The following is a 15,318-nucleotide window of genomic DNA, read 5'->3' as shown; positions in this document are numbered from 1 at the left end:
ACCGGGCGTGTGTCAACCGCCGATCTGGCGGCGTCTGATCCGGCGCAGCCGAGCCCGCTGGGACTCGTCGAGCATGAAGTAGGCGACGACCGGCGCGCCGAGGACGCCGATCACGACGAGCCAGGCGACCAGGCTCGGCAGCAACCAGAGCGAGAGCACGGAAACCGCAGCCGCGCCGATGTAGTACTTCCCGAGTGGAGACATTGTCCGGGCCTTTCCGTCCAGAGCGTCGCCTATGACAACGTCCGCGGATACAGCCGAGTTCCTGACGTCCTACTCGGTGCTCTCCTCGCCTGTGGTCTTCTTGCCCATCGCCTTGCGGATCACGTCCCGCGCCCTGTCCATGATCGCCACCGGCGGTCCGAGCAGCAGGTTCGCCGCGGCGGACTCGACCCCGGCGTGCGGGTGGGTGGGCGCGAGTGCCTCCGCCGCCTTGACCCCGACGGCCAGCGCTCGGCGCTCGGCCTGGCTCGTCGAGGCCCTCAGCTCGGCGAACTCGTAGCGTTCCTCGGCGGCCGCGTGCGCGAAGACCGAGGCCCGCAGGATCTGCAACTGCCGGGAGAACTCGGACGTCGAGGTGTCCATGCCGTCCATGCGGGACAGCATCTCCTTGGCCTCGTGCTCCTCCTTCAGCCGGCTGTCGATGATCGATTCGCCGTCGACCAGCTTGCGCCGGGCGAACGGGTGCACGATCTCCTCCTCCGCGGTCTCGTGTACGGCCAACAGGCGAAGCAGCCGCGCGAAAGCCTCCTTGCGGGCGTCTCCCTGGCTCCTGTCGACCTCGTCGAACAGGTCCCTGATGAGGCTGTGCTGCCGCAGTAGCAGGTCGATGACGTCGTGTTCACGCATCGTTTCCGGCGTCGTCTGGCGGTCCATGTGCTCCTCCTTCCGGGTCCTGTCTGGGCCTACCCCTCCCTACCAGCCGAAACCTCTCAGGAGGGGTTGTCGCGGCGCAGCCAGCGCTCGTGCGCGCTGTACAGGCGCTGCCACAGCTTCTCCCGCTCGGCGGCGGACACGTCGTCGAGCGGCATTCCGAAGACGTCGGCCAGCGCCGCGAAGTAGTCCTCCGGCCGGTCGAGCGTCGTGGGGGAGCCGGTCTCCGAGCCGATCCGCTTGAGGACGAGGCCGGTCAGGGAGTCGACCCCGGTGGCGTCGCGCCGGGCGATCGCGGCCGCCCGCACGAACCCGGACTCCGGTGACGTGCACAGGAACTCGTGTTTCGCGGCGAAGGCGTTCATCTCGCACGGCTCCGGCCGGAAGTCCATGCCGGTGAAGCTGCACCGATGGTCGTGGTCGAACCGCCAACCGCCCGGATCACTTGCGGACGGGCGCAGACCGTACTGGAACGGGCCCTGCCCGTAGGTGCCCTCCACCAGAGGGAGCGGCTCGTGGATCCCGTCGCCGAGCCCGGCGTCCACGAACCACCGGCCTTCCGGATTGCCGTCGGACGGCAGGCCGGAGACCACCAGCACCAGATGGTTGCCGTTGGCGCCCGGCGCGATGTCGGGGGAGTTCTGCACCCCGCCGTAGTGCCGGGTGACCTGGTACCCCAGCCGTTCGAGCAGCAGGGAGAGGGCGCCGTTGAGGTGGAAGCAGTACCCGCCCCGCCCCGAGATGATCCGCAGGGCCGACTCCATCGGATCCACCGTCGTCGGACGGTCCAGCCAGATCTCCAGGTTCTCGTACGGCACGCGCTCGACGTGAGCTCGCTGCAGCCGGAAGAGGCCCTCCACGCTGGGCGGCGCGTCGTTCAGCCCCAGGCGCCGGAGATATCGATCAATCACCGGCTCACGGTACAACGCGGGTACGACAGGGCGTTGCGCCGAGCGCGGCGGCCACCGCAGGGGATCGCGCCGGAGGAGAGCGGGAGTACCACGCGGGGTGGCTGGAGTACGACGCGGAAAGCGAGACGCGGCCCGGCGCGGGGGAATCCCGGCCGATCTCTTCTGTTGCACGGGATCTGCACATTCGACCCTGATCTCTCTGCACACGGCGGTCCTAGGCTGCCGCCATGGGTCCCTCACAGCATCGGCGCGTCCTCGTGGTCGAGGACGACGAGACGATCGCGACAGCCGTACGGAACCGGCTCACCGCCGAGGGTTTCGACGTGCGGGTCGTACACGACGGCGAGGCCGCGCTGGCGGCGTACGCCCGGGCGGAGCCCGATCTGGTGGTGCTGGACCGGCTGCTGCCCGGCCTGGACGGTCTGGAGGTGTGCCGCCGCATCCAGGCGGCCCGGCCGGTCCCCGTCCTCATGCTGACCGCGCTGGGCGAGGAGACCGATGTCCTGGTGGGGCTCGGCGTGGGCGCGGACGACTACCTCGCCAAGCCGTTCAGCATGCGAGAGCTCGTCGCGCGGATCCACGCGCTGCTCCGCCGGGTGGAGCGCGCGGCCGTCCTGGCCCATGAGGACGCGATCATCCGGGTCGGCGAGGTGGAGATCGACACGGCGGAGCGGCGCGTCTTCGTACGCGGGGCCGAGGCGCAGCTCACCCGGACCGAGTTCGACCTGCTCAGAAGGCTCGCCGAGCGTCCCGGCCAGGTCTTCGAGCGGGAACGGCTCCTGTCGGACATCTGGGGCTTCTCCGAGGCCGCGGCCACGCGGACCGTGGACAGCCACGTCCGCGCCCTGCGCCGCAAGCTCGGTCCCCAGGTCGTCCGTACGGTCCATGGCGTCGGATACGCGCTGGTCCGTCCATGAGGCCGCTCGACTTCCTGGGCCGGATCAAGGTCAAGCTCGGCCTCGTGATCGTGCTCGCGGTGGTCGCCGCGTTCGTGGTCAACGAGGTCGGCATCAACTCCGGACTGTCGCGGAACGTCAGGATCGCCATCGCGGTGGTCCTCGCGTTGATCATGGTCCAGCTTCTCGCCCTGGGGATGACCAAGCCGCTCCGCGAGATGGCCGCGGCCGCCCAGACGATCGCCAAAGGCCGGTACGGCATGCGTGTGTCGGCCACGTCGAGGGACGAGGTCGGCGAGCTGGCCCGGGCCTTCAACGCCATGGCCGCCGATCTGGGCGAGGTCGACCGGCAGCGGCGCGAGCTCGTCGCCAACGTCAGCCACGAGCTGCGCACCCCCATCACCGGGCTGCAGGCCGTGCTGGAGAACGTCGTGGACGGTGTCTCGCCCCCCGACGTCGACACGTTGGGCACCGCGCTCGCCCAGACACAGCGGCTCGGCCGCCTGGTCGCCCAGCTTCTCGACCTGTCGCGCCTCGACTCCGGCGCCCGGCTGATCGAGCCGGAGACGCTCGACCTGGTGTCGCTGTGCCGCCAGGCGGTCGGCGAGGCGGCGCTCGCCCGCGACGACGTCACGGTGCAGAGCCACGTCCCGCCCGGCACCCGGCTGGTCGCCGACCCCGGCCTCCTCGCCCAGGTGCTCGCCAATCTGCTCGACAACGCCGTACGGCACAGCCCGCCCGGCGGGACGGTCCGGCTGTCCGCGCACACGTCCGGCGTGGACGTCGAGATCGCGGTGGTGGACGGCGGGCCCGGGATCCCCGCCTCGGAGCGCGCCCGGGTCTTCGAACGGTTCTCCCGCCTGGACGCGGGCCGGGCCGCCGACGCGGGAGGCGCCGGGCTCGGCCTCGCGATCGCCAAGGAGATCGTCGAACTGCACGGCGGCCGGATCCGGATCGGGGACGGCCCCGGATGTCGCATGATCGTCGAGCTTCCCGGTCTGGCTTCGCCAATGGAGTGCTCGCTGCAGGCGGCCTTGGAGACGTCGCCGATCTCGGAGACGAACGAGGCCTCCAAGGCATTTGCGGCATTTGAGAGTTCAGAGGCATTTGAGGCGTCGGGGTCTTCGGCCTCGACTGGACCGCATGCATCGGGCCCGGAGGCATCGCCGGCTTCGGCGCCGGGCGCTTCGGCGTCCGGGAAGGCCGCCGCTTCCGAAGGCTGGATGCTGCCTGGAATCGGCAGAGCGGCTTCCTCCGCCCCCGAGACGGCGGAGGCACCGGTGCCCGCGGCGCTCACCACCGAGTCGCCCGTGCTCGGGATGGCTGGGGCTGAGCCGCCGGTGCCCGAGGCGCTCACCTCTGCATCGCCCGTGCTCGGGATGGCTGGGGCTGAGCCGCCGGTGCCCGAGGCGCTCACCTCTGCATCGCCCGTGCTCGGGATGGTTGTGGCTGAGCCGCCGGGATCGGAGAAGACGGGATCTGACGTCGGCTCCGAGGCGGCCCGGGCTGAGGTTCCGGGGGTTCGGGCTGAGTTTCTGGGGGTTGAGGTTCCGGCGGCTCGGCTTGAGGTTCCCGGGGCCCGGGCACCGGGATTCGACCTGGCCGACGCTGTACCCGTTGGGAGTGAGGCGGCAGGCATGCGGCACCATGCGGCGGATCCGGAGACCATCATGGGCACGTCGGCGTCCGACGCCACCACGTCCGAGGATGTCGACTCGGAGGAAGTGCTTGATCGCGCGGGCTCGGAAGTCCTGCCTGATCCGGCGGACTCGGAGGAGGTGGCTTTCGGCTCCCGCGATGCCGCTGAGCCCGCCGACGTCGATGTCGAGGCTGCGGCGAGATCGATGTCGGAGACCAGCGTGTCTGGGGTGCCTCCTGTCTCTCCCAACGTTCCCGCAGCATCAGCGCCGCCTCCACAGCCCCTCAGGCCCTCTACGCCCCCCCAGCTTCCGGGGTCGCCAGTGCCTCCCCAGCCGCCGGGGCCGCCCGCGTACGTGCCCCCGTCGCTGTTCCCGAGGCCCGAGCTGCCGGAGGCGCCGCGATGGATGCTCCCCGCGGCGGCGGCGGGCGGCCTGGTGGCGGCTGTGGCCATGCCGTACGCGCCGCTGGGGGCGGGGGTCGTGGCGGGGGCGGTGAGCCTCGGGGCGGCCACGCTGCTCGCGCTGCTCCCTGTGGTGCGGCGGCGGTTGACCCCGTGGGCGGTGGGGTTCGGCCTGCTCGCCTACGCGCTGGTGTCCGTGGCGGTGTTCCGGGACGCCGACTGGCTGGTCACGCCGTCGCTGCTCGCGGGCTTCGGCGTCGCCTCGCTCGCCGTGTCCGGCGCGGGTACGGGCTGGCTGGGGGTGATCCGGGGCGGGCTGTCGGTGCTCCTCACGCTGCCACCGTTGCCGTGGTTCCTCTCCGCGCCGATGAAACGGCTGTTCAAGGGCCGATGGCTGCTCTCCGGGCTGGCCAGCGCCGGCCTCACGGTCGTCCTCCTCGGGGTGTTCGGGCTGCTGTTCAGCTCGGCCGACGCGGTGTTCTCCACCTTCGCGCGCGAACTGCTGCGCGCCCCCGACTGGACGGCGGACCTGCCGTACCGGACCGTCCTGTTCGTGGTGTTCGGGCTGCTCGTGGTGGCGGCGGTCCTGGTCGGCCTGCGGCCCGTCGTCGAGCCCGAAGCCCCGAACCTGCGGGCCCCGGTCAGCCGCATGGTCTGGGTGGTGCCGCTGGTCGGGCTCAACCTGCTGTTCGCGGCGTTCGTCGCGGTGCAGGTCACCGTCCTGTTCGGCGGGAACCGGCGGGTCCTCTCCACGGCCGGTCTCACCTACGCCGAGTACGCGCGGTCGGGGTTCTTCGAGCTGGTGACGGTGAGCGTCTTCGTCCTGGGCGTCGTCGCCGCCGCGGTCGTCTTCCTCCATCTCAAGGGCGCCGCCGACCGATGGCTGCTCGCCGGGCTGCTCGGGCCGCTGTGCGTGTTCACGCTGGTCGTCCTGGCGTCGGCGCTGCACCGCCTGGACCTCTACACCAGCGCGTACGGCGTGACCCGGCTGCGGGCCATCGTCGAGGCGACGCTGTGGTGGCTGGCCGCGGTGTTCGTGCTCGTCCTGGCGGCGGGGGCGGTACGGCTCGCCCGGCACCGGACGGCGTGGTTCTCCCGCACGTTCGTGCTCGTCACCGGCCTGTCAGTGCTGGCCTTCGCCGCGTGGAACCCCGAGGCGCGGGTGGCCGAGACCCAGCTCTCGGTACGCGGGGTGCACCGGCTGGACCACGACTACCTGGCCGGTCTCGGCTCGGAGGCCGTACCCGCGCTGGACCGGCTGCCCGAGCCGGTCAGGAGCTGCGTGCTGCGAGATGTGGTCGCGGCGAACCGCCTCGACCGCCCCGACCCGTGGAACGGCTGGAACCTCGCCAGGGAACGGGCGCGCGACGTGCTGCGCCGGCACCCGGTCCGCGCGGACGCCGAGTGCCCGGACCCTGCCGGCAGGTTCGCATCCTGACGCCTGTCCGCCCGCTGCCTGGGCGGACAGGCGAAACGCCGGCACGGGAAGCCCGACGCTCCGGCGGCCGTCTGCCGGTGTGGCGCATGATACGGCCGGCGATGTGGCCCGCGCGCGGACAAGGGCACGGAGAAGGGCACGGAGAAGGGCACGGACAAGCGCGCGGGCAAGGCCGTGGACAACGCCCGATTCACCGGGAAAGTGATTGAATCGGGCATTGTGAATCTTGATGTGCTGATCATCGGCGGCTGGGTGGTCGACGGGACGGGAGCGCCTCCCTACCGGGCCGATGTCGGCATCGCGGACGGCCGGATCACCGTCGTGGGGCCGCTGCGTCCTTCGGCCACCGAGAGTCCGTCCGGAGAGCCGGGATCCGACCCGGAGGGCGAGAGCCACGCCGCCACCGTCATCGACGCGACCGGCCGGTACGTGCTGCCCGGGCTGGTCGACTGCCACGCCCACGGCGACGCCGTCGTCCTCGATCCGGAGATCCAGCTCGCGGCGCTGCGGCAGGGGGTGACCACGTTCGTCCTCGGACAGGACGGGCTGTCGTACGCGCCGACCACGACCAAGGCCGGGTTCGACTACGCGAGCCGCTACTTCGCCGCCGTCAACGGGGGCCATCCGGGCGTGGACGGGCCGGTCGCCGTCGCCGAGCTGCTCGACGGCTATGACTGCGCGACCGCCGTGAACACCGCGTACCTGCTGCCGCACGGCACCATCCGGTTCGACGTCATGGGCGCGGCGGAGCGAGCCCCCGACGCGGCCGAGCTGCGGGCCATGCGGGAACGCGTCGAGCGAGGGCTGTCCGAGGGCGCCGCGGGCCTGTCGTCCGGCCTGGAGTACGCCCCCGGCCGGTACGCGGACACGGCCGAGCTGGCGCACCTGTGCGAGCCGCTGGGCGGCCTGCCGTACGTGACCCACATGAGGGGCTACGGCGCGACGGCGCCGACGGGCATGGCGGAAGCGGTCGAGATCGGCATCCGCTCCGGCGCGCCGGTGCACGTCTCGCACTACCACGGCCCGGCGCGCACCCTTCTCCCGCTGCTCGACGACGCGCGGCGACGGGACGTGGACCTGAGCTTCGACACCTATCCGTACCTGCGGAGCAGCACCATCCTCGCGATGGTGCTGCTGCCGTCCTGGGTGCCCGCGGCCGATCCCGCCCGCGCCGTGGCCGCCCTGCGCGCCGAGCCGGAACGGCTGGCGCGGGACTGGGCCGGGTTCGCCGACGTGTGGGGACGGATCACGCTGTCCCACGCGCCCGGTTTCGAGTGGGCGGAAGGCTTGACGCTGCCCGACGCCGCCGGACGGCACGGCATGGAGCCGGCCGAGTTCGCCCGGACGCTCCTGATCGAGACCCGGCTCGAAGCGGGCTGCGTGGCGGCGCGGCCGGACGAGGGCCCCGAGGGCGAGGCGTCGATCCGTGCGATCTTGCGCGACCCCGGACACACCGGCGGCTCCGACGGCATCTATGTGGGAGGTCACCCTCATCCGCGGGGGTTCGGGGCGTTCGCCCGCTATCTGGGCAGGCATGTCCGGGAGCTCGGCGATCTCACCTGGGAGCAGGCCGCCGTCCACCTCGCGTCGCACCCCGCCCGCCGTTTCCGCCTGCCGGACCGCGGCCTCCTGCGGCGCGGCCAGGTCGCCGACGTGATCGTGGTCGATCCGTTGCGCGTCGCCGACACCGCGACGTACGAGAACCCGCGTTCCCTGGCGGTCGGCATCGATGACGTGCTGGTTTCCGGCGTACCGGTGCTGGCCGGGGGACGGCTGACCGGCGCCACACCTGGCCGCGCCCTGCGACCCGCCTCATGAAGCCGCCGGTCCAGTACGATCCACCCAGGTGGTCTATACCGGGGCAAGGGGGACGGCGTGCGCATCGCGGATGGTGACGTCGGCGGCGGCCTCAGCCCGGACCCGATCACCGGTCAACCGGCGGGCTCCGGCCTCGTTCCCGGTTCTGTCCGCGGCGACGCGGCCGACGTGATGATCGACTGGAGCACGCGCGGATTCCTGCACACCGGCGAGCCGATCACCGCGCGTGAGTTCGCCGCGGCGCGGCACTCCCTGTTCGACGGATCCTTCACCTGGCCGGTGATGGTCGTGAAGCGGTCGGCGCTCGACCACAACATCGCCACGCTCGCCGCCTTCACCCGCGCCCACGGGATCGCGTTCGCGCCGCACGGCAAGACCACGATGGCTCCCGCGATCTTCCGGGCGCAGCTCGACGCCGGTGCCTGGGGGATCACCGCCGCGACGCCCGGGCAGGCGCTCGTCTACCGCCGCCTGGGCGTGCCGCGTGTGCTGCTGGCCAACGAGATCGTCGACCGGGCCGCGCTGCGCCTGCTGGCGGGCGAGGTGGAGCGGGGGCTGGAGTTCCTCTGCTACGCCGACTCCGTCGAGGGGGTGCGGATCCTCTCCGAGTCCGCCGGGGCGGTGCCGTTCCGGGTCCTGGTCGAGCTGGGCCACGCCGGCGGGCGGACCGGTTGCCGCGGCCTCGCCGAGCTGCTGGCCGTCGCCGACGCCGTACGGACGTCTCCCGGTGTGGAGCTGGCCGGCGTGGCCTGCTACGAGGGCACCCGGTCCGGGCCGGACGAGGTGCGGCAGATCCTCCGCGAGCTGCGCGCCGCCGCCGAGGCCGTCGCGCCGCACGTCGTCCCAGATGTCTCGCCGGAGGGCTCCCCGGTCGCGGCCGGGCGGCTGGTCGTCTCCGCGGGCGGGAGCGCGTGGTTCGACCTGGTCGCCGAGGAGCTGGCCCCCTTGGCGCGATCCCGGGAGGAGGGCGGGCTCGACGCGCTGGTGCTGCTGCGGAGCGGGGCCTACGTCACCCACGACGACGGCTTCTACCGGGAGGTCACGCCGTACAACCGGATCGAGGGCCGGCTGCTGCCCGCCCTGGAGGCCTGGGCGCAGGTGCTGTCGGTGCCCGAGCCCGGTCTCGCGCTGCTCGGGATGGGCAAGCGGGACGTTCCGTACGACATCGACCTGCCGACGGTGCGGACCGTGAACGGCGAGACGGCCGGATGGCTGGAGGAGGCGCGGGTCGTCAAGGTCCAGGATCAGCACACCTACCTGCGCTTCCCACCGGGGGAGGAGCGGATCCGGCCGGGAGACCTGGTGTCGTTCGGCCTGTCGCACCCCTGCACCGCGTTCGACAAGTGGCGGATCATCCCGGTGGTTGACGACGATTATGTCGTCATTGATGTGATCAAAACCTATTTCTAGCGACGTCCAGGAGTTGGGTGACATGAAGCGGGAGATCCGTACGACTGAGGGTGCCGCGCCCGTCGGCGCGTACTCGCAGGGGCTCGTCGTCGGCGACTTCCTCTACACCTCCGGCATGGGGCCGCTCGACCCGGAGACCGGCGAGGTCGTGGGGGACGACGTGGCGGCCCAGACGCACCGCACCATGCAGAACCTCGGCGCGGTGCTCGCCGCCGAGGGGCTGACCTTCGACGACGTCGTCAAGGCCACCGTCCATCTGCAGAACCTGAAAGAGGACTTCGCCGCCTACAACGAGGTCTACAAGTCGTACTTCACCCCGCCCTATCCGGTGCGTACGACCGTCGGCTCCGACCTGATGGACATCCTGGTCGAGATCGACTTCGTGGCGTACAAGGGCCGTTGACGTGGACAGCTCGCTTTACGTCTTCGTCGAGGACCTGCGCGGCGAGGGAGTGGACGAGGTCCTCGACCGGGTGGCCGGATACGGCGCCCAGGGGGTGACGATCGCCGCCGCCTATCACCGGGCGCGGGATGTCACCCCGCACGGCGCCTCCCGCGTGACACTCAGGCGGGACGGCGTCCACTTCCCACCGCCCGACGACCTCTTCGCCGGGCTGCGGCTGGCTCCCCCGGTGCAGGAGGGCGCCGACGAGGAACCCCTCGCCGATCTGCGCCGCGCCTGCGCCGAACGCGGCCTCAAGATGCACGCCTGGACGGTCTTCCTGCACAACACCACGCTGGGGCTGGCCTTTCCGGACGTCACCGTCCAGAACTGCTTCGGCGACCGGGGATCTCCCGCCGATCTCTGCCCGGCCCACCCGGACGTCCGCGCGTACGCGGTGGCGCTGGGCCGCGCGGCGGCCCGGCAGGGTGTGGACAGCGTGGTCGCGGAGGCCCTGCACTTCGGCACCTTCGGCCACGGCTACCACCACGAGCGGTGCTTCGTGGCACTCGGGCCGATGGACGCGTTCCTCTTCGGCCTGTGCTTCTGCGACCACTGCATGCGCCGGGCCACGGACCTCGGCGTGAACGCCGAGGTCGCCCGCGAGGAGTGCGCACGCATCGTCGGCGGCGTCCTGGACGGCGACCCGCCCGCCCAGGGCGAGGTGACCCGTGCCGCGCTGACCGCCTACGCCGGCCCCGAGGTCGTCGCGTACGCCAGGGCGCGCTCCGAGACGGTGACGTCACTGGTGGCCGAGGTGTCCGAGGCCGTGACCGCGGAAGGCGCGCGGCTGACCTTCCTGGACGCGACCGGCGCCTGCAAGGGCTACGCCGACGGCCTGCCGTCCGCGGGTCTCGCGGCCCACGACTCCTGGCAGCTCGGGGTGGACCTGGTCGCCCTCGGGGACATCGTGCCGTCCTTCGCCGTGCTCGCCTACGCCAGGGACGCCGCCCGTGTGGCCGACGACATCGCCGCCTACCAGCGGTCGGTGGGCAAGGACCGGGAACTGCGCGCCGTCCTGCGGCCGGGGCCGCCCGACACCGACTCCGAGGATCGGCTCGCCGCCAAGGTCCGCGCGGCCAAGGCGGCCGGAGCCGAGGCCGTGGACTTCTACGCCTACGGCCTGGCCTCCTTCGACGTCCTCGGCCGCATCCCGGGAGCACTCGGCTGACCCGAGCGTCCCCGTATTAGGCGGATTCGCGGACGACGAGTTCGGTGGGGAGGATCACCGGGTCCGTGGGGCCGCCTTCGAAGAGGCCGAGCAGGAGCTTCACCATGGCCGCGGCCTGCTCGGTGAAGGGGTGCCGGATCGTGGTCAGCGGAGGTTCGGTGAACTTCGCGGCCTCGATGTCGTCGAAGCCCACGACCGCCACGTCGTCCGGGACCCTCCGGCCCGCCTGCCGCAGCGACTGGAGCGCGCCGACGGCCATCAGGTCGTTGGCCACGAAGACCGCGTCGAGGTCGGGGTCGTCCCGAAGGAGTTGGCGCATGGCCACCGCGCCGGACTCCCGGGTGAAGTCGCCGACGGCGACGATGGAGCGGCGGTCGGACTCCCGGAGCACGTTGCGGTAGCCGGCCAGCCGGTCCTGGCCGCCGATCATGTCCTGCGGTCCGGCGATGGTCGCGATGCGCCGCCGTCCCCTTTCGAGGAGGTGGCGGACCGCCTTCTCCGCGCCGCCCACGTTGTCGTTGTCCACGTACGGCAGGGGCACCGGCACGGCCGGCCTGCCGTACGAGACGATCGGGACGGACATACGGGAGATCGCGGCGGGCAGCGGGTCGGCGCCGTGCATCGAGATCAGCATGACGCCGTCCACGTGGCCGCCGGCGATGTACCGCTCGATCCTGGCGTGGCTCTTGGCGGAGCCCGCCAGCATGAGCACGACCTGGCGGTCGGCGGCCTCAAGCTCCAGGCTGGCGGACCTGATGACCGTGGAGAACATCGGGTCCTCGGAGAAGACCCTGGTCGGCGGCTCGGAGACGACCAGGGCGATCGAGTCGGTCCGCTGGGTGACCAGGCTGCGCGCGGCCGAGTTGGGCACGTATCCCAGCTCGTCGACCGCACGCAGCACGGCCTCCCTGATCTGCGGCGTCACGGTCGCCTGGCCGTTGACGACCCGGGAGACGGTCGCGCGGGACACCCCGGCCCGCGCGGCGACCGCCTCCAGAGTGGGTCGCTTCATCTGTCCCCCTGAGAGCCGTAGGAGAGGCCGTTGCGGCTGATGACCTCCCGATACCACAGCGCGCTTTCCTTGGGAATGCGCCGCTGGGTCGCGAAGTCGACGTACACGATGCCGAACCTCTTGTGGTAGCCGTAGGCCCACTCGAAGTTGTCCAGCAGCGACCATACGAGATAACCGCGCAGGTCCGCACCGGCCGAGATCGCCGCGTGGGCGGCCCGCAGGTGGCCGTCCAGGTAGCCGATCCGCTCGGTGTCGGCCACCCGTCCGTCCCGGACGACGTCGTCGAAGGCGGCGCCGTTCTCGGTGACCAGCAGGCCGACCTCGGGATAGTCGCGGGCGAGCCGGAGCAGGAGCGACTCCAGACCCGACGGGGCGATGGGCCAGTCCATCGCGGTCGTCGGCCCGGCCGGGCGGTCGAACCGGATGCCCTCGCTGCCGGGGTAGACCCGGTCGCCGGGAGCGCCGGGCGCGCAGGACACGAAGGACGGGTTGTAGTAGTTGATCCCGAGCAGGTCCAGCGGCTGGTGGATGATCTCCAGGTCGCCGTCTTCGATGTGTTCGAGGCCGCCATGCCGGGCGACGATCTCCAGCACGTCCAGCGGATGGCGACCACGCAGCGCGGGTTCGAGGAACTGCCGGTTGAGCAGCCCGTCCACGGTGCTCACGGCGGCGCACGCGTCGTGCCGTTCGCACGCGCCGGTCCCGATCACGGGCGCCAGGTTGAGGGTCAGCGCGATCTCTGCGGCGCCGGCCGCACGCAGCGCGGAGGCGGCCAGCCCGTGCCCGAGCAGCAGGTGGTGCGCGGCGCGGAAGGCGGCGGCCGGGCTCTGCCGTCCCGGCGCGTGCACGCCGGAGCCGTAGCCGAGGAAGGCCGCGACCCACGGCTCGTTCAGGGTCGTCCAGGTCCGGATCCGGTCACCGAGCCGATCGTGTACGGCGACCGCGTAGTCGGCGAACCGGTACGCCACGTCCCTGCTCGTCCAGCCGCCCTCGTCCTCCAGAAGCTGGGGGAGATCCCAGTGATAAAGCGTCGGGTACGGCGTGATGCCGTGCGCGAGCAACTCGTCCACCAGCCGGTCGTAGAAGTCGAGGCCGCGCGGGTTGACCGGGCCCGAGCCGGTGGGCAGCACGCGCGGCCAGGCGACGGAGAAGCGGTAGGCCGCCAGGCCGAGATCGGCCATGAGCCGGACGTCCTCCGCGTAGCGGTGGTAGTGGTCGCAGGCGACGTCTCCGGTGTGGCCGTCCGCCACCTTGCCGGGCAGACGGGAGAACCTGTCCCAGATGGAGCGCCCCCGGCCGTCCTCGTCCCAGGCGCCCTCGATCTGGTACGCGGCGGTCGCGGCGCCCCAGACGAAGCCGTCGGGGAAGACCGGCCCCGTCTCGCCGCGTCCGCTCGTCTCGTCTCGCGTGGCCGAGGGCTCCCCCGAGTGCGCGGTGGTCGTGGTGCTCATCCTTTGACCGCTCCCTGCATGATTCCTCCGATGATCTGCTTGCCGAGAAGGACGAAGATGAGCACGAGCGGGAGGGTCGCCACCGCCGTCCCGGTCAGCCCGAGCGTGAAGTCGCGGACGTACCCGCTGGCGAGCTGGGACAGCGCGACCTGCACGGTCGGGTCGTCGGGGGTGAGGACGACCAGCGGCCAGAAGTAGTCGTTCCAGGCCGTCATGAAGGTCAGCATGCCGAGCACCGCGGCGGCGGGCCGCGCCGCCGGGACGACCACGTGCCGGAACAGCCGCCAGGTGCCGCAGCCGTCGATGCGCCCGGCCTCGAGCAGCTCGGTGGGCAGCGCGCGGCTGAGGTACTGGGTCATGAAGAAGACGCCGAACGCGTTGACGAGCGCCGGCACGATCACCGCGTACAGGGTGCCGGTCCACTCCAGCTTGATCATCAGCATGTAGAGCGGGATGATGCCGAGCTGCGTCGGGACCATCATGGTGACCACGGTGAGCAGGAGCAGCGCGTTCCGTCCCCGGAAGCGCAGTTTCGCGAACGCGAAACCGGCCAGCGTGGAGAAGAACGTCACCGAGACGGTGATCGTGCCGGCCACCACGAACGAGTTGGCCAGCGCGAGCGCGAACGGCGCGGTGTCGAAGACCCGGGACACGTTGGCGAGGAAGTTGCCGCCGGGCAGCAGCGGCGGCGGCATCTCGGCCAGCGCCGCGTTGTCGTGCGAGGCGACGATCACGCTCCAGTAGACGGGGAAGGCGGAGAAGAACGCGACCGCGAGCAGCGTGAGATAGGTGAGCGGGTGCTTGCGCAGGGATCTCATCCGCGCCTCCCGGCTCCGTCGCCGTCGCCGGTACGGCGGATCACGTCAGGCACCGAGACCTCCCCGCATCCTGCGGACCAGCAGGTAGTTGACGCCGACGACCACCACCACGAGCAGGAACATCACCCACGCGGCGGACGAGGCGTAGCCGAACTCGAAGCTCCGGAAGCCCTTCTCGTACAGGTAGAGCGCGAGCGTCTGGAACTGGCGGTCGGTGCCGCCGGTGGTCGCCGCGCCGTTGCTCACCTGCGCGCCGAACAGCAACGGCTCGGCGATGATCTGCATGGAGCCGATCGTGGTGACGATCACCGTGAAGATGACGGTCGGCCGGATCATCGGGATCGTGATGTTCCACAGCTGCCGCGCCGCCGAGGCGCCGTCGATGGTCGCCGCCTCGTAGATCTCGCGTGGTATGGCCTGCATCGCGGCCAGGTAGATCAGCGCGTTGTACCCCGTCCACCGCCACATGATCATGATGGCGATGGCGACGTGGGAGCTGAGCACGTTGGCCTGCCAGTACACGCGGTCGATCCCGACGAGGTCCAGGAGCGCGTTGACCAGGCCGAAGTCGCGGCCGAAGAGCTGGCTGAAGATCACGACCACCGCGACGACGCTGGTGACGTTGGGCAGCAGCAGCGTGATCCTGAACAGGGTCTGCGCCCGGAGCGGCCGGTTGAGCAGGTGGGCGAGCACCAGGGCGAGGATGAGCTGGGGCACGGCGGACAGCACGCCGATCGACAGCGTGTTGAACGCCGCGTTCCAGAAGTAGCCGTCGGACAGCAGTTGCCGGTAGTTGTCCAGTCCCACGAACGGGTTCTCGCTGCTCAGCAGGTTCCAGTCATGGAGCGAGACCCACGCCGTGTAGATCAGCGGGAAGACGCCGAAGGCGGCGAAGAGCAGGAAGAAGGGCGCGACGTAGGCGTAGGGAGAGACCGACCGGTCCAGCCGGTGGCGCCACGGCATGGTCGCCGACCGCCTACGGCCGTCGCCCGGCCGTGGCGGGCTCTGGGCGTTCGGCGCCCGATTGGCGACGGGCA

At 71.5% G+C, this 15,318-nt stretch carries 13 protein-coding genes; 6 read left to right on the top strand and 7 right to left on the bottom strand.

Annotated elements, in window-relative coordinates:
* Positions 1-12: 12 nt before the first annotated feature.
* The 3 genes from AWQ68_RS00260 to AWQ68_RS00250 all read right to left on the bottom strand — a co-directional run bounded on the left by AWQ68_RS00260 (position 13) and on the right by AWQ68_RS00250 (position 1,784).
* The gene (locus AWQ68_RS00260; RefSeq protein ID WP_066932672.1) at positions 13-204 is read right to left on the bottom strand and encodes a tail-anchor membrane protein; all 192 of its coding nucleotides are present in this window, start codon (positions 202-204) and stop codon (positions 13-15) included.
* 69 nt (positions 205-273) lie between these two features.
* Positions 274-876, bottom strand: coding sequence for a hemerythrin domain-containing protein (locus tag AWQ68_RS00255; RefSeq protein ID WP_066932669.1), 603 nt, complete (start codon positions 874-876; stop codon positions 274-276).
* A gap of 56 nt (positions 877-932) precedes the next feature.
* Positions 933-1,784 carry an arylamine N-acetyltransferase family protein gene (locus AWQ68_RS00250; protein ID WP_066932667.1) on the bottom strand — a complete coding sequence of 284 codons (852 nt, stop codon included), beginning with the start codon at positions 1,782-1,784 and terminating at the stop codon, positions 933-935.
* Positions 1,785-2,011: 227 nt separating this feature from the next.
* Between AWQ68_RS00250 and AWQ68_RS00245 the strand changes: the two genes are divergently transcribed.
* The 6 genes from AWQ68_RS00245 to AWQ68_RS00220 all read left to right on the top strand — a co-directional run bounded on the left by AWQ68_RS00245 (position 2,012) and on the right by AWQ68_RS00220 (position 11,000).
* Entirely contained in the window at positions 2,012-2,701 is a 690-nt protein-coding gene (locus AWQ68_RS00245; RefSeq protein WP_066932665.1) for a response regulator, read from the top strand.
* Positions 2,698-6,159 carry a DUF4153 domain-containing protein gene (locus AWQ68_RS00240; protein WP_066932662.1) on the top strand — a complete coding sequence of 1,154 codons (3,462 nt, stop codon included), beginning with the start codon at positions 2,698-2,700 and terminating at the stop codon, positions 6,157-6,159. Before AWQ68_RS00245 ends, AWQ68_RS00240 begins: the two co-directional genes overlap by 4 nt.
* 219 nt (positions 6,160-6,378) lie before the next feature.
* Positions 6,379-7,977: an N-acyl-D-amino-acid deacylase family protein gene (locus AWQ68_RS00235; protein ID WP_066932659.1), complete on the top strand. Its 1,599-nt coding sequence runs from the start codon at positions 6,379-6,381 to the stop codon at positions 7,975-7,977.
* A gap of 171 nt (positions 7,978-8,148) precedes the next feature.
* Positions 8,149-9,387 (top strand): alanine racemase, encoded by a 1,239-nt coding sequence (locus tag AWQ68_RS00230; protein WP_066934036.1) that lies wholly within the window; start codon positions 8,149-8,151, stop codon positions 9,385-9,387.
* Positions 9,388-9,409: 22 nt separating this feature from the next.
* Positions 9,410-9,790 (top strand): RidA family protein, encoded by a 381-nt coding sequence (locus AWQ68_RS00225; protein ID WP_066932656.1) that lies wholly within the window; start codon positions 9,410-9,412, stop codon positions 9,788-9,790.
* Position 9,791: 1 nt separating this feature from the next.
* Positions 9,792-11,000, top strand: a complete 1,209-nt coding sequence (locus tag AWQ68_RS00220) for a hypothetical protein (protein WP_066932655.1) — start codon at positions 9,792-9,794, stop codon at positions 10,998-11,000.
* A 16-nt stretch (positions 11,001-11,016) separates the two neighbouring features.
* Here AWQ68_RS00220 and AWQ68_RS00215 read toward each other — a convergent pair whose 3' ends face one another.
* From AWQ68_RS00215 to AWQ68_RS00200, 4 genes are read right to left on the bottom strand one after another with little or no spacing between them, the layout of a single operon-like run.
* A complete protein-coding gene (locus tag AWQ68_RS00215) occupies positions 11,017-12,012 on the bottom strand; it encodes a LacI family DNA-binding transcriptional regulator (RefSeq protein ID WP_066932654.1) in 996 nt (331 codons plus the stop codon).
* Entirely contained in the window at positions 12,009-13,463 is a 1,455-nt protein-coding gene (locus tag AWQ68_RS00210) for a GH1 family beta-glucosidase (protein ID WP_084463513.1), read from the bottom strand. Before AWQ68_RS00210 ends, AWQ68_RS00215 begins: the two co-directional genes overlap by 4 nt.
* Complete coding sequence (locus tag AWQ68_RS00205; RefSeq protein ID WP_066932651.1) at positions 13,460-14,281, bottom strand: carbohydrate ABC transporter permease; 822 nt, start codon at positions 14,279-14,281, stop codon at positions 13,460-13,462. Before AWQ68_RS00205 ends, AWQ68_RS00210 begins: the two co-directional genes overlap by 4 nt.
* 45 nt (positions 14,282-14,326) lie before the next feature.
* Positions 14,327-15,244 carry a carbohydrate ABC transporter permease gene (locus tag AWQ68_RS00200; RefSeq protein WP_066934030.1) on the bottom strand — a complete coding sequence of 306 codons (918 nt, stop codon included), beginning with the start codon at positions 15,242-15,244 and terminating at the stop codon, positions 14,327-14,329.
* Between the last annotated feature and the right edge of the window lie 74 nt (positions 15,245-15,318).

Source organism: Microtetraspora fusca, from assembly GCF_001570365.1.
GTDB classification, from domain to species: Bacteria; Actinomycetota; Actinomycetes; order Streptosporangiales; family Streptosporangiaceae; genus Microtetraspora; species Microtetraspora fusca.
Note: the sequence above shows the minus strand (reverse complement) of the source record. Positions and strands in the feature narration are given on the sequence as shown.